The organism is Stenotrophomonas sp. YJH_SMC_29 (genome assembly GCF_059371235.1).
The window spans coordinates 142,578-163,306 of record NZ_JCAFUK010000006.1 but is presented as its reverse complement, the minus strand read 5'-3'; the positions used below and the strand labels follow the sequence as shown (position 1 = coordinate 163,306).

The window sequence follows — 20,729 nt, the reverse complement described above, 5'->3', positions numbered from 1 at the left end:
TGCCAACCTTGGTTGGCACAGAACCCACAGCGCCGACCAAGGTCGGCATCTACCAAAAACAGTTGCCGGCCAACGGCCGGCGTTACCTACCCCTGCAACAACCGCCGCTGCAACCGCGCCACCGCGCGCTGCAGCAGCACCCGGTTGCGGGCCAGCTTCATCCACTGCGGCAGGCGCGAGAACATGGATCGATGATGGCCGCGGCCCTCGCGCAGCGTCGCGCTCGCGTATTCGTGCAGTGCCTGCAGATGTTCGGCGTTATAAGCCCACAACAGGCCCGCGCGGGTCGATTCGACCAGTCGCAGCGGCAGCCCGAAATGCGGATCGGCCGGCTCCGCGTCACGCAGGGGGCGCGTCGTGACGGTGACCTCGGTGCTGCGGTCGCACTGCGCGCATCGGGCGGGGAACGATGCAGGCGCAGGCATGCCAGCGGGAATCCGCCGGCACACATGCAGCCACTGATGCCCACAGAATCCACAGGGCTGGCGGCCCAGCATGCAGACCGCCCCCACCCAGTCGCCGCTGTCCAGCGCAGAACTGCAACCGGTGCAGCGGAAACGCGCGGTCCACCGATACGGTTCCCAGCGGGCGATCACCCAACCGGGAGTGTCACAGCGATGGCAGCAGACGGCGACGCGGTCCGCGAAGGCCTGCAGGCTGCGCCCGTCATCGAAATGCCGACCCGGCACGGGCGTGGCACGCCCATGCCGGCCAGGCCAGCGCCGCACCGTCATCAGACGTAGATCCGCGTCGGCGCCTCGTCGACGATCGCGTGCGGCACGAAGCGCGCACTGTCGCGGGTGATCGCGCTGTCGTCCTCGCGGATGCCGATGCCGCAGGCGTGGTCACCGATCACCCAGCTGCCGATCAGCGGGTAGCCGCCTTCGAAGCGGGTCAGCGGATGGGCGCGCTGGATGATCGCCGGGCCATCGTAGGGACCGTCGCTGCGCTGGGTGCTGCCATCGGCCAGGTGCATCTCGATGTTGGCGCCTTCGCGCGAGAACAGCGGCTTGCGCACCCAGCCCGAGGCCAGCCTGCTGCCATCGTCGAAATGCGCTTCCAGCAGGTTCGGATGGCCCACGTTGCGCTGCCACAGCAACGGCAGGATGCCCTTGTTGCTCAACACCGCCTTCCACGCCGGTTCCAGCAGCTGCACGCCCGAGCCGGGCAGCGCGCGGCCGAACTCTTCGGCCATCAGGTCTTCCAGCGGGTACAGCTTGAACAGCGTGCCGATCACCGAATCATCCAGCGCGGTGAAGCGGCCGTCCTCGGACAGGCCGATGTCCTCGATGGCGATGGCCTGGCCATGCAGGCCGGCCTGGGATGCGCAGTCACGCAGGTACTCGACCGTGCCACGGTCTTCCTCCGAACTGCCGACCGCGCTGAAGTACAGCGGCGGCGGCAGCTGCGCGGCGAGTTCGCCGAAACGCTCGACCAGCGCTTCGTGGATCGCGTTGAACTGGTCGGCATGCTGCGGCAGGCGACCGGCATTGCGCTGCTCTTCCAGCCACTGCCACTGGAAGAAGCTGGCCTCGAACAGCGAGGTCGGCGTGTCGTAGTTCAGTTCGTACAGCTTGGCAGGGCCGGTACCATCGTAGGCCAGGTCCAGGCGCCCATAGAGGTGCGGCTGGCGCTGGCGCCAGCTGTCGGCGATCCAGTCGCGGTAGTGCGACGGAATCGCCAGCTGGTCCATCAGGCGCTCGCTGGCGATGACATCCCCGACCAGGTCCAGCGCCATCTGGTGCAGCTCGGCGCTGGGATCTTCGATGTCCTGCTCGATCTGGCGCAGGGTGAACGCGTAATACGCGCGTTCATCCCAGTACGGCTGGCCGTCGATGGTGTGGAAGCGGAAACCCGCCTCTTCCGCGCGTGCCCGCCACTGGGCACGCTCGGCAATCCGGATGCGCTGCATGGGTCGATCAGCCGCCGTAGCTGCCGCTGCTGCTGCGGCGTGCGCTGGTGTTGCCGAAGCCACCACGGCTGGCAGTGACCGCACGGTTCGGTTCGCTGGTGACCGGCGCCAGGCCGGCCTTGCCGGCGCCGATGCCGCTGGCGGTGTTCAAGCCACCGGTGCCACCCGGTGCCGGGCGCGCCCAACCCGCATTCCTGTCCTGGTAGGCCGGCGCCGACGCCGGTGCCTGCGGCGCCAGGCCGCCGCGGTTGCTCAGCATCTGCGACATGAAGAAGCCCATCATCATCGGGCCGATGAACGACGTGCCTGCCGAGGTGTGCTGCTGCACGCACTGCTCCGGCTTGTAGTCCTTCTCGCAGGCTTCCTTGCTGGCGTACTTCGGCGCCGCATCGGCGGCCTGCTTCTGCGCTTCGGCGAAGGCGTTGCGGCACGACGAGGGATCGCCGGTAGCCTCGGTGCAGGCCTCGACGGAGGTATACAGGCCTTCCTGCACCTTCACCTCCGGCTCCTTCTGGCAGGCGGTGAACAGCAGCGGCGCGGCGCTCATCAGCAACAGCGCGGTGGTGCGGGAACGTTTCATGGCCTCATGCCCTGTCGACGGATCAATGCCCCAATGATGCCAAATCCGGGCCAGCAACCGGAATCGGCAAAGTGCGAAAGATGAACGGCCTTTCATCTTCGTCGCTCTCCATCATCCACGCATGGCGTGGATCTACCGTGTCGACCAGGGTCGACACCTGCCAAGAGCAACGCAGGGCGCGCCGGCCCCCGCAGCCGGACCCGCCCCGCCATCCCACGGATAGCCCCGCTGTTGCTGTTGAGGTTGCCGGCCAGCGGCCGGCACTACCGCGGGTGCCGGGCGCAGCCCGGCCGGACCACCTCCGGTGGTTGCAGCAGCAACCGAAAAAATTGGCCATGATCGGGCGACCCCCACGTCGTACGGCTCGCCCGTTCCGCCCGCCATGCCCGAATACCGTTCCCGTACCTCCACCGCCGGCCGCAACATGGCCGGCGCCCGCGCCCTGTGGCGTGCCACCGGCATGAAGGACGGCGACTTCCACAAGCCGATCATCGCCATCGCCAACTCCTTCACCCAGTTCGTGCCCGGACACGTGCACCTGAAGGACCTCGGCCAGCTGGTCGCGCGCGAGATCGAACAGGTCGGCGGCGTCGCCAAGGAATTCAACACCATCGCCGTGGACGACGGCATCGCGATGGGCCACGACGGCATGCTGTATTCGCTGCCCAGCCGCGAGATCATCGCCGACGCCGTGGAATACATGGTCAACGCGCACTGCGCCGACGCGCTGGTGTGCATCAGCAACTGCGACAAGATCACCCCCGGCATGCTGATGGCCGCGCTGCGCCTCAACATCCCGGTGGTGTTCGTCTCCGGCGGCCCGATGGAAGCGGGCAAGACCAAGCTGTCCGAGCACAAGCTGGACCTGGTCGATGCGATGGTGGTGGCCGCCGATGACAGCGCCTCCGACGAGAAGGTGGCCGCGTTCGAGCGCAGCGCCTGCCCCACCTGCGGTTCCTGCTCGGGCATGTTCACCGCCAACTCGATGAACTGCCTGACCGAAGCGCTGGGCCTGTCGCTGCCCGGTAACGGCACCACGCTGGCCACCCACGCCGACCGCGAAGCGCTGTTCCGCCGCGCCGGCCGCCTGATCGTCGAACTCTGCCACCGCTGGTATGGCGGCGAGGATCCGACGGCACTGCCGCGTGGCATCGCCACCCAGGCCGCGTTCGCCAATGCAATGACCCTGGATATCGCCATGGGCGGTTCCACTAACACCATCCTGCACCTGCTGGCCGCTGCGCAGGAGGCGGAGGTCGACTTCGACCTGACCCACATCGACGCGCTGTCGCGGCGCGTGCCGCAGCTGTGCAAGGTGGCGCCGAACACGCCCAAGTACCACATCGAAGACGTGCACCGCGCCGGTGGTGTGTTCGGCATCCTCGGCGAGCTGGACCGCGCCGGCCTGCTCGATGCCTCGGTACCCACCGTGCACAGCGCCAGCCTGGCCGACGCACTGGAACGCTGGGACGTAGTGCGCAGTGACAACGACACCCTGCATACCTTCTTCAAGGCCGGCCCGGCCGGCATTCCCACCCAGGAAGCTTTCAGCCAGGCCACGCGCTGGCCGACGCTGGACGTGGACCGTGCCGAGGGCTGCATCCGTTCGCTGCAGCATGCGTACTCACTGGAAGGCGGCCTCGCCGTGTTGCGCGGCAACCTGGCCGTGGATGGCTGCGTGGTGAAAACCGCCGGCGTGGACGAATCGATCCACGTGTTCGAAGGCCCCGCGCGCGTCTATGAAAGCCAGGACGCCGCCGTCGCCGGCATCCTCGCCGACGAGGTGCAGCCGGGCGAGGTGGTGGTGATCCGCTACGAAGGCCCCAAGGGCGGCCCCGGCATGCAGGAGATGCTGTACCCGACCAGCTACCTGAAATCGAAGGGGCTGGGCAAGCAGTGCGCGCTGCTCACCGATGGCCGTTTCTCCGGTGGCACCTCGGGCCTGTCGATCGGCCACGTCTCGCCGGAAGCCGCCAGCGGCGGCACGATCGGCCTGGTGGAAGACGGCGACCGCATCCGCATCGACATCCCGGCCCGCCGCATCGACCTGCTGCTGGATGAGGCCACGCTGGCCCAGCGCCGCGCCCATGCCGATGCACACGGCTGGAAGCCGCGCGCGCCGCGCCCACGCAAGGTCACCAGCGCGTTGAAGGCCTACGCCCTGCTGGCCACCAGCGCCGACAAGGGCGCCGTGCGCAACACCGCCCTGCTCGGCGATTGATGCCGATCCGGTAGTGCCGGCCGCTGGCCGGCATCTGGAAAATGGGGACGGAGGGGATTAAGTCGTTTGTGCCTAAAACGACTTAATCCCCTCCGTCCCCTTTTTGCCGGCCAGCGGCCGGCACTACCGGTCAGCCGATCACGCGCTTGAACGGTGGCAGCGCGTCGATGATGCGCTTGCCGTAGCGGCGGGTCAGCAGCCGCGAGTCGAGGATCACCACGCGGCCGGTGTCGGTGGAGGTGCGGATCAGGCGGCCGGCGAACTGGGTCAGCGTGCGCAACGCATGCGGAATGGCGATCAGGTTGAAGGCATTCAGCCCACGCCCCTCAAACCATTCACTGAGGGTAGCGGTCTGCGGGTCGGTCGGCACCGCGAACGGCACCTGGGTGATCACTACCGTGGTGCAGGCTTCGCCGGGCAGGTCGAGGCCCTCGCCGAACGAGTTCAGGCCGAACAGCACCGAACCCTCGCCTGCCTCGACACGTCGCAGGTGTTCCTCGATCAGCCGGGTCTTGGACATCTCGCCCTGCACCAGCACCTGCTTGCGGCGCGCGGCCGGCATCAGGCCGGCCACCTTCTCCATCTTCCAGCGCGAAGTGAACAGCACCATCGAGCCCTTGGCCCAGTCCAGCTCGGTGTCGAGATAGCGCGCCACTTCGCGCGGATGGCCCTCGCGGTCGTCCGGCGTGACCGGAAATTTCGGCACGATCAGCTCGGCCTGGTTGGGCAGGTCGAACGGCGAGGACAGCGAGACCATCTCGGCGTCTTCGGGGATGCCGTTGTCGATCGCCAGCGACTGGAAATCGCCACCACCGGTCAACGTCGCCGAGGTCATCACCACCGAGTCCACTTCATCCCACAGCAGCTTGCGCAGCACGTGCGCGGCCGACACCGGCGAGCCGTGCAGCACCAGGTCGCCATCGCGGGTGGCGGTGACCCAGCGCGCCATCGGCGGCGCGCCATCCTTGTCCTCGCGGCGCCAGGCCTGCCACAGGTTGTACTGCTGCTCGATCATCTCCAGCGCCATGCCCAGGTTGCGCTGCAGGCGCTCGCGCGCGGCATCGTCCGGCTTGCCCTTGGCTACCTGCGCGGTGGCCGCATGCGCCCAGTTGTAGAGGCTGCGGGTATCGTCGGCCAGCGCCTCGATCGGCTCGCGCCAAGCCTCGGGCAGGCGCCCGTTGGCCGCGCGCCACATCGGCTCTTCGTCCGCCGGCGCCGGCATCCACACCCGCTCGACGTGGTCACGGAACGCGCGCAGCTGCTTGGCGACGTTGCTGGCGACTTCGATCGCTTCGTTCGGCAGCAGGTTGCCGAGGCGGTCCTTGTCGACCGCGCGGTAGGCGCCGGCGATCAGGATCTGCAGGCGGCCGGTACGCTTGGCCATCTCGTCCAGCGCCAGGCTGGCCGCGCCCTGATCGATCGCCACGTTGCCGATGTGATGGCCCTCGTCCAGCACCAGCAGCATGTCCGACGGCGGGGCGATCAACGGCTGGCCGTTGTCACTGTCACCGATCGACAGCGCCGACAGCAGCAGCGCATGGTTGGTGACCACGATCTGCGCATCGCGCACCGTGTTGCGCGAGCGCAGCACCGCGCACTGCGCCGAGTAGGCACAGCGGCGGCCGGCGCAGCCCGAGGCCGGCGTGGTGATGCGGCTGCGCAGGCCGGGGCTGATGGTCTCCGGCGCATTGTCGATATCGCCATCCCAGCTGCCGCTGGTGAAGGCGTCGGTCAGGCGCTTGGCGATGTCCATCTCGATCGGCGCCAGCGGCCGGTCGAACAGTGGCGCGTCGTCCTCGAACATGCCGCCCTGCGAGCCCTCGCCCTGCGCCTCGGCGGCATTGCGCGTGCACAGGTAGCGGGTGCGTCCCTTGGCCAGCGCCACGGTCGCTTCCAGGCCGGTGGCCTTGAGGAAATTGGGAATGTCGCGCTCGACCAGCTGCGATTGCAGCGCCACGGTGCCTGTGCTGATCACCAGCTTCTTCTTGGTGGCCAGCGCAATCGGTACGCCCGCGGTGAGGTAACCCAGGCTCTTGCCGACGCCGGTGGGCGCCTCGACCACGCCAACGCCACCGCTCTTCGACAGCGCGCGCGACACCACGCCGATCATCTGGCTCTGCGAGCGGCGGGTGGAGAAGCCGGGCGTATTGGCCTGCAGCGTCGTGTACGCCTTGCGGATCGCGTCCTTCAAGGGGTCATCGAGCGTGCGCGGAGCGGCGACGGTTTCGGTCACGCCGGGAGTTACCGTAGCTGGATCAGGCCGGTCATTGTCGCATGGCCGGCCGCGTTCACTGTTGCCGGCACCCTGAACGAGCCAGCGACGACGCCCGCCGGCGCGCACGGTCCGAAGCCCGCGCCGCACAGGGGCGAAACACGCCGGGCGTGGCCCGGCGCCAGCGCTCAGGCGACCGGGGCGGGACGGCTACGCAGCAGGCGCACCAGCGCCCACACCAGCAGCACCACGCCGATGGCCTCGACCATGGCCAGTGCGAAATGCAGCACGCCGAGGATGGCACCCATGCCCGACACGGCGCCGAAATTACCACTGCTGACCAGCCACATCGGCAGCATGCCCGCCGCCAGGCCGCCCAGGCTGGACAGCAGCAACAGCAGCAGGCCGACCAGGGCACCGGTGCGGGTGGCATCGCGCGGCGCGCCGACCACCCAGACCAGGCCGATGCACAGCGCGATCAGCACCGGCAGGCGCACGCCGACCATGCTCAGCACGGTCACCATCAACGTCGTGCCGTCCATCGATCAGTCCTCGCCGGCCAGCACGGCCGAGCCCTGGCGCAGCGACTGGTAGACCTCGTCGGTCTGCGGGCGCACGCCGTGCCACTGCAGGAAGCTCTCGGCCGCCTGCTCGACCAGCATGCCCAGGCCATCCACGGTATTGCGGCAGTTCGCCGCACGGGCCCAGGCCAGGAAAGCGATGACCGCCTCGCCGTAGTTCAGGTCGACGGCGGTGGTCATCGAATTGACCAGCGACAGCGGCAGCTTGAACTCGACGTCGCGGTCGCGGCCGGCCGAGGTGGCATTGACGATCAGTTCGAAGTCGCCCAGCTCGCGCAGGTCTTCCCAGTAGCGGCTGATCGCGCGGCCCGGCTCGCCCATCGCGTCGATCAGTTCATCGGCGCGCTCCGGCGTGCGGTTCACCACCACCAGTTCGGTGATGCCGGCATCCAGCAGCGCCGGTGCGACACTGCGCGCCGAGCCACCGGCACCGATCATCAGCACGCGGCGGCCACGCAGGTCCAGGCCATGGCGGTCGGTCAGGTCGCGCACCAGGCCGATGCCATCGGTGGTGTCGCCGTGCCAGCGGTCGCCCTTGCGCAGCAGCGTGTTGACCGAGCCGGCGCGGCGCGCCCGTGCGGTCAGCGTGGTGCACACCGAGAACGCGGCTTCCTTGTGTGGCAGGGTGACGTTGGCGCCGACACCGCCCTCGGCGGCGAAGGCGTCCAGCCCGGCCAGGAAGGCATCCGGCGCCAGGTCGATCGCACGGTAGTCGATGGCGATGCCTTCCTGGCGACCGAACGTCGCGTGGATCTGCGGCGACTTCGAGTGGGCAACGGGGTGTCCGAAGACGGCGTAACGGTCGGTCATGGAATCCTCAAGCTGGCTAGACTGATGCTCTTTCATGCACGGATCTGGATGATGCGCATCACCCCGCCCCTGCTGGTGCTCGCCGCCAGTCTACTCTCTGCCCCCGTGGCGATGGCGTTGAACGAGTACGGCATCGAAGGCATGGGCGTGGTCTCGACCCGCGCCGACGAGGGCCGCGCCACGATCAGCGCCGATGGCCAGCGCATCGTCTTCGCCCGCCGCGGCGAGGCCGGCTGGGGCCTGTGGGAGGCGCGCGTGGTGGACGGCCGCTGGCAGCAGGCCCAGGCACTGCCGGTCAGCGTGGCCGGTGAAGCCCGCGATCCCTACTTCAGCCGGGATGGCCGCTGGCTGCTGTTCGCGGCCGGTCGCGAGGGCGCGCTGGCGCTGTACCGCGCCGCGTTGGCCGCCGACGGCCAGCTGGGCCCTGCGCAGCCGCTGGCCGGTGACGGCGGGCGCCGGGAAGAGCGCGGGCCGGCGCTGAGCGTGGACGGCAAGCAGCTGCTGTTTGCCCGCCAGCAGGGCCGCGGCGCTGGCTGGGATCTGTTCGTGGCGCCGCTGGATGCGAACGGCAGGCGCGGCCCGGCCAGCGCGCTGAGCGCATTGAACAGCGCCGACGATGAAACCGACGGCGACTGGCTGGGCCAGGATGGCGCCGTGGTGTTCAGCCGCGGCAGCGGTGCAACCGCGCAGGTGTGGAGCAACGGCTGCGCGTGGAGCGGCGCGGCACTGCAGCCGCTGGGGCTGTCGTTCAACCAGGCCGGCGGCTGGACCGGCGCGCCGGTGATCGACAACGCCAAGCCGGCGGAGATGCTGGTGGCCAGCAGCGCGGCGAAGGCCCCGCGTGCCGGTGGCGTGGACGTGTACCGGTTGGCGGTGCCGAAGGTGGCGGCGGTGGCCGGGTGCGTGCGGTAGATCCACGCCGCGCGTGGATGGCGCCCGCGAAGGGGTCAGAGCCCTTTCCTGCGGAAAGGGATCCGACCCCGGGCATTGCCCGTCAGCGCGACAACACCTTGGCGCGCTGCTGCTCGTACTCCAGCTCACTCAGCTGGCCGTTGTCCTTGCGCTGGTTCAACGCGGCCAGCTCGGCCTGCACGCTGTCCGGCAGCGCCTGCTCACGGGCCACGCGGCGGGCAGCGGAGAGCTGTTCCGGCGGGCGCTTGCCGGCCCGCCACGCGGCGATGAAGACACCGACGATGATGGCGCCGAACACCAGCGTACCGGTGCCCCAGATCAGCCATTGCATCCATCCCAGTTCGGGTCCCATCGCGCAGTCCTCCGTCTATCGTGGCGCTATTGTCAGCGCTCGCGCAGCCATCGCGCCACCTGCGGCGCGAAATAGGTCAGTACGCCGTCGGCACCGGCCCGCTTGAAGCCCAGCAGCGACTCCAGCACGCAGGCACGCTCGTCCAGCCAGCCGTTGGCGAAGGCGGCCTTCATCATCGCGTACTCGCCACTGACCTGATAAGCGAAGGTCGGCACGCCGAAGGTCTCCTTCACCCGGCGCACCAGGTCCAGGTAGGGCATGCCCGGCTTGACCATTACCATGTCGGCGCCCTCTTCCAGGTCCAGCGCGATCTCGCGCAGGGCCTCGTCGCCGTTGGCCGGGTCCATCTGGTAGGTCTTCTTGTCGGCCTTGCCGAGGCTGGCCGCGCTGCCCACCGCATCACGGAACGGGCCGTAGAACGCCGAGGCGTACTTGGCCGAGTAGGCCATGATGCGCACGTTGATGTGGTTCTCGGCATCCAGCGCACGGCGGATCGCGCCGATGCGGCCGTCCATCATGTCCGACGGCGAGACGATGTCGACGCCGGCCTCGGCGTGCGACACCGACTGCTTGACCAGCGCTTCGACCGTGATGTCGTTGAGCACGTAGCCCTTGTCGTCGATGATGCCGTCCTGGCCGTGGGTGGTGTACGGGTCCAGCGCCACGTCGGTCATCACTCCCAGTTCCGGGAAGCGCGACTTCAGCGCGCGGATCGCACGCTGCGCCAGGCCATCCTCGGCCCACGCCGCCGATGCGTCCAGCGACTTCAGCGACGGGTCGATCACCGGGAACAGGTCGATCACCGGAATGCCCAGCTCCAGCGCCTCTTCGGCCACTTTCAGCAGCTCTTCGATCGACAGCCGCTCCACGCCCGGCATCGACGGCACTGCGGTGCGGCCCGCCAGTTCGTGCACGAACACCGGGTAGATCAGGTCATCGGTGGTCAGCGTGTTCTCGCGCATCAGGCGACGCGAGAACTCGTCGTGGCGCATGCGGCGCGGGCGGTAAAGCGGATGGGACATGGCAGGCTCCGAAGAGTGGCTATTGCAACAGGTAGCCCTGCGGCAGCAGGGGTTCGGGCAATGGGCGTTCGCCGAGCGCGTCGAGCTGGTCGATCTCGATCGTGCGCACCAGCGCGTCCAGCGGCAGGTCGTTCGGCTCCAGGCCGAACGGGTCTTCCATTTCTTCGCCCAGCTGGTCCAGGCCGAAGAAGGCATAGGCCAGCACCGCCGACAGCACCGGCGTGCCCCAGCCCAGCGAACTGGCCAGGCCGAACGGCAGCAGCACGCAGAACATCCACGCGCAGCGGTGCAGCAGCAGGGTGTAGGCGAACGGCAGCGGCGTGGTGAGGATGCGCTCGCAGCCGGCCTGGATCGACGACATGGCGTGCAGCCGCTCCTCCAGCTGGGTGTAGAGGATCGGATCAAGCTCGCCGGCGCGCAGCGCCTGGGCCAGCTCGGCCGCGATCATCGACAGCAGGGCATCGGGCACGTTCTCGCGCTGGCCCAGCTGCTCGCGCTGCGGCTTGTCCAGCCATGGCAAGGCGGCCAGGGCCACGATGCGCCCGCGCAGGCGCGCGGCCAGCGCATGGGCGAACGCAGTGGTGAGATAGGCGATGCGACGGCGGCGGCCGGGGTCATCGGCCAGCAGCAGGTTCACCTGGCGGGCCAGCGAACGCGATTCGTAGACCAGCTGGCCCCACAGCTTGCGGCCTTCCCACCAGCGCTCGTAGCAGGCGCTGTTGCGGAAGCTGAGGAAGATCGACAGGACCAGGCCGAGCAGGGTGAACGGCGTCACCGACACGCGCTCGATGCCGATCGGCGGGGCCAGTTCCACCACCGCCGCCACGGCGATGGACAGGATCAGGATGGCCAGCACCTTCGGCGCGATCGCTTTGACGATCGAGCCGCGCAGGATGTACAGCAGTTGCCAGCCGTGGGGACGGGGTCGGATGATCATCGGGCAGCCGCGCCGGGCGCGGATTCACAGGCACGCGGGGGGCTCGCGCAGCCGCTCATTGTACGCCCCTGCCCGGCCGGCAGCCGTGCACCTGCGACGCCCTGTCGCACCCGGCGCCGGGGTCAGATCACGCCGCCCCCCAGGCCCAGGCGCAGGATGCCGACCACCACCACGATGCCGTTCAGCACCAGCCCGGCCCAGGCCCGGCCGCGCTTGCTGGGGTGGGTGAACAGGATGCCCAGCGCGGCGATCACCGCACCGACGGCGGCGAACGGGATCAGGAACCAGTTGCCCCAGCCGAGCAGCGGAATCAGCGCCAGGATCATCCACAGCAGCGCCAGCACGCCCCACAACAGACTGATCACACCCATTCCGCTCTCCCGTCGTTGGTTCCTGTCCCCACCATAGTCGTTCCCGCTGCCGCCGCCTACTGCCCTTGGCGGGGCTGTCACCCGCACCGTGCTAGCGTGCGGCCGTGGCTGCCCTGGCCGGGGGGTTGGCACCGATTCAGAGTAGCCCGCCGATGATCGCAACCAGTCCTACAGGGGTCGTGCCATGAACATCCGTTGGGCCGCGTTGGCGGCCATCCTGCTGGTCGCCGCCGGTTGTGCCAGCACCTCCAAGGTCATGCTGGGCCGCGCCCGCGCGCCGATCGATCCGGCACTGGTCCAGATCTATTCCACGCCACCGGCCGGCTCCCAGGAAATCGCGCAGCTGGAATCGGCGTCTGCCGTGGGCTTCGGCACGCAGGGCCAGACCGACGCCGCAGTGGCGCGCCTCAAGCGTGAAGCCGCAGCACTGGGCGCCAATGGCGTGGTGCTGATGGGCGTGGGCAGCAGCGGCTCGCCGGTGGGCATGTCGGTGGGCGCCGGCACGTTCGGCTCGCACGTGGGTGGCGGCGTTGGCATTGGTATTCCGACCACGCAGAAGCGCGCCGCCGGCGTGGCGATCTGGGTACCCAACCCGGAACCGCCGGCGCGGTTGCCGACGCAGGTGATCACGCCGCAGCGGTGACGCGGCAGCCTCACCGCAGGTAGTGCCGGCCGCTGGCCGGCAACCTCGGGAATGCTCTCTACACCGGGGGAATGCCGGCCAGCGGCCGGCAACCTCGGGAATCCTCTCTACGCCAGGGGAATGCCGGCCAGCGGCCGGCACTACCGGAGGGCGTTCAGCGCTTGTACTTCGGCACGAACACCTTGTTCACCGCGTCGGCCAGCTGGTCCGGCGGCAGCAGGCCCTGGTCGAGCAGGAAGTTGTTGAACGCGAGGCGATCGAACTTCGCACCCAGTGCCAGCTCGGTCTGCATGCGCAGCTCCAGGATGCGGGTGTAACCGTAGAAGTAGCTGCCGGCCTGGCCCGGCATGCGCACCATGTAGCGGTCCAGTTCCTGGGTGGCCATCGCCTTGGACAGGCCGACCTGCTCCATCAGCACGCGCTCGCCGTTGGCGCGGTCGGTCAGGCCCAGGTTGAGCATCGGGTCGAGCATTGCGCGCGCGGCGCGCAGCAGGCGGAACTGCAGGGCGATCATCTGCCCGTCCAGCGGTTCATAGGGCACCATCTCGGCCTCGGCATACAGCGCCCAGCCTTCCACGTTCACCGAATTGAACGCGAACATGGTGCGTGCCAGCGACACGCCACGCTCGACCATCGCGGTGAACTGCAGCTCGTGGCCGGGGCGGCCTTCATGCGCGCTCAGCGTCCACGCCGCCGCACCGAAGTTGAAGTCGTCGTACTGCGCGCCCGGGCCCGCCGCCGGATTGCCCAGCGGCAGCACGAAGGTGCCCTGCTGCCCGGTGTTGTTGACCAGGGGCGCCGGCAGGAAGTGCGGTGCCGGGCTGGCCGCGCTCTCGGCGGCCGAACCCAGGCGCATCTGCATGGCGCGCTTGGGCACGTCGACGATGGCGTGCTCGCGGATCAGCGGATCGATCGCGTCGATCACCTTGCGGTAGTGCCCTTCCAGATGGTCGTCGGCGATCTTGTCGGCCTTCAGCGCACGGATCACCGCCACCGGATCGCTGGGATCGGCCACCTTCAGGCCCTTGTCCTTCACCACCAGCGGCGCCAGCTGCTGCATCGCCGAGCGGGTTTCCATGAACTCCAGCTGCGCGCGCTGCATCAGCAGCTTCGGATCGATGTCGATGCCGACCTGCTTGAGCTGGTAGGCGTACAGCGGCGCCGGCAGGCGCGCATCGGTGCGTGCCTTCGGCAGCACTTCCTTGCGGGTCCAGGCGGCGTAGTCCTTCATCTGCCCGGCCAGGGTTTTCATCGCCTCGTCAGCGCCGGCGATCTGGTACTTCTTCAGCAGCGACTCGATGCCGGTGATGTAGGTCTCGACGTTGTCCAGCGACTGCTGCACTTCGATCTTCGTCGGCTGCAGCAGGCTGCTGTCCTTCAAGCGCTCTTCGTAGCGCTGGCGGGCCAGCGTGGTGAACGCGGTGCCGCCCGGCTGCAGGCCTGCATAGGCCTTGAGGCGGTCAAGCGCCTTGGCACGGCGCTCGGCCGGCACCTGGTCGGACAGCAGCAGGTTGAGGCCGCTGAACACCGTCTGCGGCGCATCGCTCCACGGCAGCAGGTACTTCTCGTTGAGCTCGCTGCCTTCGATGTTCTGGTTGGCGGCATGGATCATGATCTCCAGGTCCTGGCGGACGTTGGGATCCTTCTCGGTGGCCAGCTTCGCCTTCAGCTCCTCGCGGGCCTTGGCCATCGCGGCACGGTAGCGCTTGCCGTTGTCGGGGCCGAGGTCGGCGACCTTGTCGTCGTAGCCGGGCACGCCGAAGAAGCCGGTTTCTTCCGGCTGGAACGGGCCCTGTGCATCGAGCAGGATCTGCGCCAGCGCATTGCTGCGGGCCACCCAGGCCGGGCTGGCCGGCGTGGCGGCCTTGGCGGCGGGTGCGGCCAGCGCCGGCGGTGCGGACAGCAGCGGTGCAGCGGTCAGGGCCAGGGCAACGGCCAACGCGATCGGCTTCATGGTGCACTCCAGGACAGGGTTGCCCGCACCCTACGCGCTCAGCGCGGTGGCGACAATCGGCGGGAAGTCATGGCGGGCTGGTTGTGCAGCCGGGGCTCCGCGGAAGCCCGCCGGCGTAGAGTCGACTGTCAGTCGACTATCGCGCGCAGCGCGGGGGTTTCGCTATCTGATCGAAGAGCAGTCGACTGACGGTCGACTCTACCCGGTCGACTCTACCCCGTCGACGTCCCGCAGTTGCCTGCCCGTGGAGGTCACATCGCAGCCGTCGGCGGGCATTCGCCGCGCTCGCGGCAGGCCTGCAGTTCGCATTCCTGCGCGGCCTCATCGTCGTCCAGCGCGGTCAGGTCGAAGGTCTGCCTGTCCTCGCCCAGCACGTACATCACCGGGTAGTCCCACACGTCGTCACTGCGGGTGCCCTTCACGAACAGCCGGCCGTGCGCGCGGGGACCTTCCAGGGCCACGGTCAGGCCGACGTCACGCTGGCCGTTGATCGCGGTCTGCATGCTGCCCAGCGGCATCGATTCGGCACGCAGCGGCTCGCCGAAGGCTTCCACCAGTTCGATGCTGCAGCCGGCGCGACGCAGCGCTTCGCGCATCGGTGGGCTCTCGCGTGCCGCCTCGCTCCAGCGCAGCACGCTCCAGGCCACCGTGCCACCGGCCCCGCCCAGCACCAGCAGCACGGCCACGGGCATCGCCCAGCGCCAGTGGCGGGACCACCAGCCGGCGGGCTTCGGGCCGTGGGTGGGAATCGGCGGCGGCAGTGTCATCGGCGGGCTCCTTCCCGTCTGTGTGTCAAGGCTTCAGGCAGCGCCCCAGGAAGGCTTCGGCCACGCGGTAGCGATGCAGGGCATCGGCGCCGGACAGGCCATGCTTGGCACCCGGGTAGGTCATCAGCTCGAACGGCTGGCCGCGCTTCTGCAGCGCGCTCATCAAGCTGGTCGAATTGGTGAACAGCACGTTGTCGTCCGCCATGCCGTGGATCAGCAGCAGCGGCGAACGCAGGCCATCGATGTGGGTCAGCACGCGCGCTTCACGGTAACCGGCGTCGTTGCGCGCCGGCAGGTCCATGTAGCGCTCGGTGTAATGGCTGTCGTACAGGCCCCAGTCGGTGACCGGGGCGCCGGCCACGCCGCAGGCGTACTGGTTCGACGCCTTGGCCAGCAGCATCAGGGTCATGTAGCCGCCGTTGGACCAGCCCTGCACGCCGATGCGCGCCGGGTCCACCCACGGCTGCTGCTTGAGCCAGGCCACGCCACGCAGCTGGTCGGTCACTTCCACCGTGCCCTGCTTCCCGTACAGCGCACCCCCGAAGTCGCGGCCGCGGCGCGGGGTGCCGCGGTTGTCCAGCGAGAACACCACGTAGCCCTGCTGGGCCAGGTACTGGTTGAACAGATGGTCGCCGCGGCCGGGCCAGCTGTCGGTGACGGTCTGGCTGGCCGGGCCGCCATAGACATACACCGCCACCGGGTAGCGCCTGGACGGATCGAAGCCGGCCGGCTTGATCAGGCTGTAGTGCAGCGGCGTCTTGCCGTCGGCGGCGGTGAGCGTGCCGAACTCGACCGGGCGCTGCGCGTCGCGGTAGCGCGCATACGGGTGCTTGGGATCGGCCAGATCGTTCTCCACCAGCGTGGCGATCTTCTCGCCGTTGGCGCGGAACAGCTCGATCTGCGGCGGTGTGGTGCTGTTGGACCAGCTGTCCACATAGACGCTGGCGTTGCGGGCGAAGCTGGCGCTGTGCATGCCTGGCGCCTTCGACAGGCGCTGCGGCTCGCCGCCCTGCAGCGAGACCGCGTAGATCTGGCTTTCGCGCGGGCTTTCGATGCCGGCACGGAAGTAGGCCTTGCCGGCCGTCTCATCCACCGCCAGCAGCTCGTCCACCGGCCAGTTGCCGTGGGTCAGCGCGGTGGTCTTGCCCTTGCTGTCGATGCGGTACAGGTGCTGGAAGCCCGTGCGCTCGGACGACCACAGCACGCTGCCGTCTTCAAGGAAGCGCAGGCTGTTGTGCAGCGGTACCCAGGTCGGGCTGGTTTCGTGGGCGAGTACGCGCTGGCGGTTGGAGTCGAGTGCCACTTCCACCAGGTCCAGCTGCTTCTGGTCGCGCGACTGGCGCTGGAAGCTCAGGTGCCGCGGATCGCGCCAGTCGACGCGGGCCAGGTAGATGTCCTGTTCCTTGCCCAGGTCGATCCAGCGCGGCTGCGCATCGGCGGCCGGTGCGATGACCCCCAGCTGCACGCGCACGTTGGCGTCGCCGGCGGCCGGGTAACGCTGTTCGATCACATCGGTGCGGTCGGCGTAGACCTCGTAGCGCTTCTGCACCGGCACCGGTGCCTCGTCGATACGGGCAAAGGCAATCGCCGAATCATCCGGTGCCCACCAGTAACCGGTGTGGCGGTCCATCTCTTCATCGGCGACGAACTCGGCCACGCCGTTGCCGATGGTGGTGCTGCCGTCGTGGGTCAGCTGCAGCTGCCTGCCGCTGGCCAGGTCGATCACCCACAGGTTGCGGCCACGGATGAAGCTGACGAAGCCGCCCTTGGGCGACAGCTTGGCGTCGGTGGCGAAGCCCTCACCGTGGGTCAGCTGGCGCACGGCCGCCGCGCCCTGCTGCTTGAGGTCGTACAGGTACAGCTCGCCGCCCAACGGGAACAGCAGGCGCTGTGCGTCCGGCGCCCACTGGTAATCGACGATGCCGGTCATGGCGGCGATGCGCTGGCGCTCGCGGCGCGCCTTTTCCTCATCGCTGAGGGTCTCGGTGCCGGGCAGCACCACCTTGGAATCAACCAGCAACCGGGTCTGGCCACTGCCGATGTCGTAGGTCCACAGATCCAGCTGGTTGCGATCGCTGTCCTTGCCGCGCAGGAAACTGACCTGCGAACCGTCCGGCGCCACCTTGGGCTTCATCAGGGTCGGGCCGGACAGCGGCAGCGGGCCGGTGATGGCCTCCAGGGTCAGCTTTTCGGCGTGGGCGGCGGTACTGGTGGCGAGCATGAGGGCAAGCGAAGCGAACAGGTGGCGCATGGAGGATCCCGGCAAACGGCAGGTCCGCCCGGCGGCAGGCGCGGGGCGGTCGTTCCTCCATCCTAACCAAGCCCGTGCGGGAAGGCAGCATGACCTTCTGCCCATGGCGGCGCACTGGAGGGTCAGCGCCCTTTGCGCTGCAAAGGGATCCGACCCTCTGGGGCCGCCTGCCGGGGTCAGCGCTGGCCGAACAGGTGCTTGCGCTCTTCGTCGCTGAGCGGCTTGCCGGCGTTCGGGTTCACCTGCTGGCGCAGCGCATAGGCGCGCTGGGTGGCCGGGCGCGCGGCGATGGCCTCGTGCCAGCGCTTGAGGTTCGGGAACGCGGCGAAGTCCACCGGCAGCTTGTCGTAGGCGCCGACCCACGGGTAGCTGGCCATGTCGGCGATGGTGTACTCATCGCCGGCCAGGAAGGCGTGCTGGGCCAGGCGCTTGTCCATCACCCCGTGCAGGCGGCGCACCTCGTTGTCATAGCGCTCGATCGCGTAGGGAATCTTCTCCGGCGCGTACACATTGAAATGGCCCATCTGGCCACTCATCGGGCCCAGGCCCGCCATCTGCCAGAACAGCCATTCCAGCGTGGTCACGCGGCCACGCGCGTCGCTGGGCAGGAAGCGGCCGGTCTTCTCGGCCAGGTACAGCAGGATCGCGCCGGACTCGAACACGCTCTGCGGGGCGCCGCCATCGGCCGGGGCGTGGTCGACGATGGCCGGCATCTTGTTGTTGGGCGAGATGGCCAGGAACTCTGGCTTGAACTGGTCACCCGAGCCGATGTTGACCGGGTGGATGCGGTACTCCAGGCCGGCTTCCTCCAACAGCAGGGTCACTTTGTGGCCGTTCGGGGTGGGCCAGTAATACAGGTCGATCATGGCGTCGGCTCGGGGTGCGGAAAGGAACCTGAAGTCTAGTGCGTGAGTTGGGTTGGCACCGTCATGGCGGGCCGGTAACCTCGCCTCTCCCCCGAAACGCAGCATCCCCCGCATGAGTGCAAACCGCCCGCCGCTCTCCCCGTTGTCCACGTTGATCTTCGCCTCGCGCTGGCTGCAGCTGCCGCTGTACCTGGGCCTGATCGTGGCGCAGTGCGTCTACGTGTTCCTGTTCGGCAAGGAACTGTGGCACCTGATCTCGCATTCGGTGTCGATGGGCGAGCAGCAGATCATGCTGATCGTGCTGGGCCTGATCGACGTGGTGATGATCTCCAACCTGCTGGTCATGGTGATCGTCGGCGGCTATGAGACCTTCGTCTCGCGCCTGCGCCTGGAAGGCCACCCGGACCAGCCGGAATGGCTGAGCCACGTCAATGCCAGCGTGCTGAAGGTGAAGCTGGCGATGGCGATCATCGGCATCTCCTCGATCCACCTGCTGAAGACCTTCATCGCCAGTGGCGCGTTGAATGGCATCCCGCTGTGCACGCCGGAGCAGATGAGCGTGGCCGCCGCCAACATCGGTGTCGCCCGCTGCTCGATGCTGACCCCTGACGGCGTGCTGTGGCAGACCATCATCCACTGCGTGTTCATCCTGTCGGCGATCGGCATCGCCTGGACCGACAAGCTGATGTCCAACGGCCACAGCAAGTCGCACGACAAGGCCCACGACCACTGAGGTCGCCGCCAGCCACGGCATGATGGCCGCGGGCCCACCCGGCCACCACCCCTTGTGCGGGGCGGTGGCCGGGATGCTAGATTGCATCCTCGCCGTTGCCGGCGGTGGCGTCGGGAAACGCCACCCTGCCGCGCCTGGACCACGGGTCCCGGCCATGCATATCAATGATTTACGTCACGTCGTCTTCTAAAGGGGAGCAGGATGTCGCACGTCTCAACGATCACCGCCGCGCGCCGGTGGCTGCCGGTTGCCCTGGCACTGGCGCTGGCCGCCTGCTCGGGCAAGGAAGAAACCGCTGCACCGGCCCCGGCCTCCGCACCCGCCGCCGCTGCGCCGGCCGCACCGGTGGTCGCCGCCAAGGTGCAGTCGATGGGCACCGAGCAGCTGCGTGAGTCGGCCACCCAGGCCCTGCGCGAGAACCGCATGTACGCGCCGGCCGGCGACAACGCCATCGAGTACTACCTCGCGCTGCGCGACAAGACCCCGGACGACGCCTCGGTGAAGAGCGCGCTGACCGACCTGCTGCCGTACACGCTGATCGCCGCCGAACAGCACCTGGGGCGCGAGGACTACACCGAAGCACAGCGGCTGGTGGCGCTGATCGAGAAGGTCGATGCCTCCGCGCCGGCCCTGCCGCGCCTGAAGGACGGCCTGGCCAAGGGCGTGCAGAACGCGGCCAAGCGCACCGAGGCCGAAGCCGAGAAGGCCAAGAAGGACGCCGAGGACCGCAGCAAGCAGCAGACCGAACAGCAGCGCCTGGCCGAGCAGCGTGCCAAGGAAGCCGACGCGGCCAAGCAGATCGCTGCCCAGCAGGACGCCGCCCGCCGCGACAACGAGCGCCAGGAAGCCGAGCGCCAGGCTGCGGCCCGCCGCGAAGCCGAGCAGAAGCAGCAGCAGGCTGCCGCCCAGCAGGCCAGCGCGGCACGCCAGGCCGCAGCGCCTGCGGCCGCTGCGGCACCCAACCTGCGCCCGGTCAGCACGCCGGCACCGCGCTATCCGTCCGAGGCGCTGCGTGCCGGCACCTCGGGCGAGGTGCTGGTGGAGATCACCGTCGGCACCGACGGTTCGGTGACCAACGCCCGCGTGCTGCGCGCAACGCCATCGCGCGTCTTCGATCGCGAGGCCATGAACGCGGTCAAGCGCTGGCGCTTCGAGCCGGTCAGCGCACCGGTCACCACCCGCCGCACCCTGGTGTTCGCCCCGGGCGGCAGCTGACCGCAAAAAAAAGGGGACGGAGGGGATTAAGTCGTTTCCGCCCCGCAATGACGACAAGGCCCGGCATGTCCGGGCCTTGTCCGTTTCAGCGGGCACTGTCGATCAGGCGCTGCAGTGCCGGATCGCGCGCGGCCAGCACCTGGAACAGGCCCAGCGCATGCAGGCCCGGCAGCAGCGCACGCAGGTCGGCTTCGGCGGCGGCGCGGGTGGCGTCGTTGCTGGCGGCGTCCTGCCAGTCGCGGACACTGGCGAGGAAGGCGCCGACGCTGCCCTTGCGCACGGTGAGGCCGTTTACCTGTACTTCGTTCTGGTGGTCGGGAAGGATGTCCTGGGGCTGCATCGGGGCGGCTCGTGTTGGAATGGGCGCCCAGTGTGGCGCGCGCGGATCGG

Annotated in this window: 20 protein-coding genes; 5 read left to right on the top strand and 15 right to left on the bottom strand. The window is 68.8% G+C overall.

The window, feature by feature from the left end; translation table 11 throughout:
* Nucleotides 1–86: 86 nt before the first annotated feature.
* From AC5P9I_RS09040 to AC5P9I_RS09030, 3 genes are read right to left on the bottom strand one after another with little or no spacing between them, the layout of a single operon-like run.
* Nucleotides 87–734, bottom strand: coding sequence for a hypothetical protein (locus tag AC5P9I_RS09040; protein ID WP_049465269.1), 648 nt, complete (start codon nt 732–734; stop codon nt 87–89).
* Entirely contained in the window at nt 734–1,912 is a 1,179-nt protein-coding gene (locus AC5P9I_RS09035) for a glutathionylspermidine synthase family protein (RefSeq protein WP_049465267.1), read from the bottom strand. Before AC5P9I_RS09035 ends, AC5P9I_RS09040 begins: the two co-directional genes overlap by 1 nt.
* 7 nt (nt 1,913–1,919) lie before the next feature.
* Nucleotides 1,920–2,492, bottom strand: coding sequence for a DUF1190 domain-containing protein (locus AC5P9I_RS09030; RefSeq protein WP_049465264.1), 573 nt, complete (start codon nt 2,490–2,492; stop codon nt 1,920–1,922).
* A gap of 382 nt (nt 2,493–2,874) precedes the next feature.
* On the opposite strand from AC5P9I_RS09030, the gene ilvD reads away from it, so the two are divergent.
* On the top strand, nt 2,875–4,713 hold the full coding sequence (gene ilvD, locus AC5P9I_RS09025) for a dihydroxy-acid dehydratase (protein ID WP_049465262.1): 1,839 nt from the start codon (nt 2,875–2,877) through the stop codon (nt 4,711–4,713).
* Between the two features lie 130 nt (nt 4,714–4,843).
* Here the strand turns inward: ilvD and dinG are convergent, their stop codons facing one another.
* The 3 genes from dinG to aroE form a co-directional block, all read right to left on the bottom strand.
* The gene (gene dinG / locus AC5P9I_RS09020; protein ID WP_049465259.1) at nt 4,844–6,946 is read right to left on the bottom strand and encodes an ATP-dependent DNA helicase DinG; all 2,103 of its coding nucleotides are present in this window, start codon (nt 6,944–6,946) and stop codon (nt 4,844–4,846) included.
* Nucleotides 6,947–7,113: 167 nt separating this feature from the next.
* Nucleotides 7,114–7,467 carry a hypothetical protein gene (locus AC5P9I_RS09015; RefSeq protein ID WP_049465257.1) on the bottom strand — a complete coding sequence of 118 codons (354 nt, stop codon included), beginning with the start codon at nt 7,465–7,467 and terminating at the stop codon, nt 7,114–7,116.
* A gap of 3 nt (nt 7,468–7,470) precedes the next feature.
* The gene (gene aroE / locus AC5P9I_RS09010; protein ID WP_130768284.1) at nt 7,471–8,316 is read right to left on the bottom strand and encodes a shikimate dehydrogenase; all 846 of its coding nucleotides are present in this window, start codon (nt 8,314–8,316) and stop codon (nt 7,471–7,473) included.
* 48 nt (nt 8,317–8,364) lie between these two features.
* Between aroE and AC5P9I_RS09005 the strand changes: the two genes are divergently transcribed.
* On the top strand, nt 8,365–9,228 hold the full coding sequence (locus AC5P9I_RS09005; RefSeq protein WP_049465296.1) for a TolB family protein: 864 nt from the start codon (nt 8,365–8,367) through the stop codon (nt 9,226–9,228).
* Between the two features lie 82 nt (nt 9,229–9,310).
* On the opposite strand, the gene AC5P9I_RS09000 is transcribed toward AC5P9I_RS09005, so the two are convergent.
* From AC5P9I_RS09000 to AC5P9I_RS08985, 4 genes are all read right to left on the bottom strand, one after another.
* Nucleotides 9,311–9,580: a hypothetical protein gene (locus AC5P9I_RS09000; protein ID WP_049465253.1), complete on the bottom strand. Its 270-nt coding sequence runs from the start codon at nt 9,578–9,580 to the stop codon at nt 9,311–9,313.
* A gap of 32 nt (nt 9,581–9,612) precedes the next feature.
* Nucleotides 9,613–10,602 carry a porphobilinogen synthase gene (gene hemB / locus AC5P9I_RS08995; protein ID WP_049459543.1) on the bottom strand — a complete coding sequence of 330 codons (990 nt, stop codon included), beginning with the start codon at nt 10,600–10,602 and terminating at the stop codon, nt 9,613–9,615.
* Nucleotides 10,603–10,621: 19 nt separating this feature from the next.
* Nucleotides 10,622–11,539 carry a bestrophin family protein gene (locus tag AC5P9I_RS08990; RefSeq protein ID WP_049465251.1) on the bottom strand — a complete coding sequence of 306 codons (918 nt, stop codon included), beginning with the start codon at nt 11,537–11,539 and terminating at the stop codon, nt 10,622–10,624.
* Between the two features lie 122 nt (nt 11,540–11,661).
* Nucleotides 11,662–11,910 (bottom strand): hypothetical protein, encoded by a 249-nt coding sequence (locus tag AC5P9I_RS08985; protein WP_006475755.1) that lies wholly within the window; start codon nt 11,908–11,910, stop codon nt 11,662–11,664.
* Between the two features lie 184 nt (nt 11,911–12,094).
* On the opposite strand from AC5P9I_RS08985, the gene AC5P9I_RS08980 reads away from it, so the two are divergent.
* Nucleotides 12,095–12,553, top strand: coding sequence for a hypothetical protein (locus AC5P9I_RS08980; RefSeq protein WP_005420187.1), 459 nt, complete (start codon nt 12,095–12,097; stop codon nt 12,551–12,553).
* 154 nt (nt 12,554–12,707) lie between these two features.
* Here the strand turns inward: AC5P9I_RS08980 and AC5P9I_RS08975 are convergent, their stop codons facing one another.
* The 4 genes from AC5P9I_RS08975 to AC5P9I_RS08960 form a co-directional block, all read right to left on the bottom strand.
* Nucleotides 12,708–14,507, bottom strand: a complete 1,800-nt coding sequence (locus AC5P9I_RS08975) for a DUF885 domain-containing protein (RefSeq protein ID WP_088476065.1) — start codon at nt 14,505–14,507, stop codon at nt 12,708–12,710.
* 251 nt (nt 14,508–14,758) lie between these two features.
* Nucleotides 14,759–15,274, bottom strand: coding sequence for a cytochrome c oxidase assembly factor Coa1 family protein (locus AC5P9I_RS08970; protein ID WP_049465248.1), 516 nt, complete (start codon nt 15,272–15,274; stop codon nt 14,759–14,761).
* Nucleotides 15,275–15,299: 25 nt separating this feature from the next.
* A complete protein-coding gene (locus AC5P9I_RS08965; RefSeq protein ID WP_049465246.1) occupies nt 15,300–17,525 on the bottom strand; it encodes a S9 family peptidase in 2,226 nt (741 codons plus the stop codon).
* 176 nt (nt 17,526–17,701) lie between these two features.
* Entirely contained in the window at nt 17,702–18,391 is a 690-nt protein-coding gene (locus tag AC5P9I_RS08960) for a glutathione binding-like protein (protein WP_049465243.1), read from the bottom strand.
* Nucleotides 18,392–18,503: 112 nt separating this feature from the next.
* On the opposite strand from AC5P9I_RS08960, the gene AC5P9I_RS08955 reads away from it, so the two are divergent.
* Nucleotides 18,504–19,124, top strand: a complete 621-nt coding sequence (locus AC5P9I_RS08955; RefSeq protein WP_049465242.1) for a TIGR00645 family protein — start codon at nt 18,504–18,506, stop codon at nt 19,122–19,124.
* A gap of 201 nt (nt 19,125–19,325) precedes the next feature.
* Entirely contained in the window at nt 19,326–20,339 is a 1,014-nt protein-coding gene (locus tag AC5P9I_RS08950; RefSeq protein ID WP_049459556.1) for an energy transducer TonB, read from the top strand.
* Between the two features lie 85 nt (nt 20,340–20,424).
* Here the strand turns inward: AC5P9I_RS08950 and AC5P9I_RS08945 are convergent, their stop codons facing one another.
* Nucleotides 20,425–20,679 carry a hypothetical protein gene (locus tag AC5P9I_RS08945; protein WP_049465240.1) on the bottom strand — a complete coding sequence of 85 codons (255 nt, stop codon included), beginning with the start codon at nt 20,677–20,679 and terminating at the stop codon, nt 20,425–20,427.
* Nucleotides 20,680–20,729: the final 50 nt, after the last annotated feature.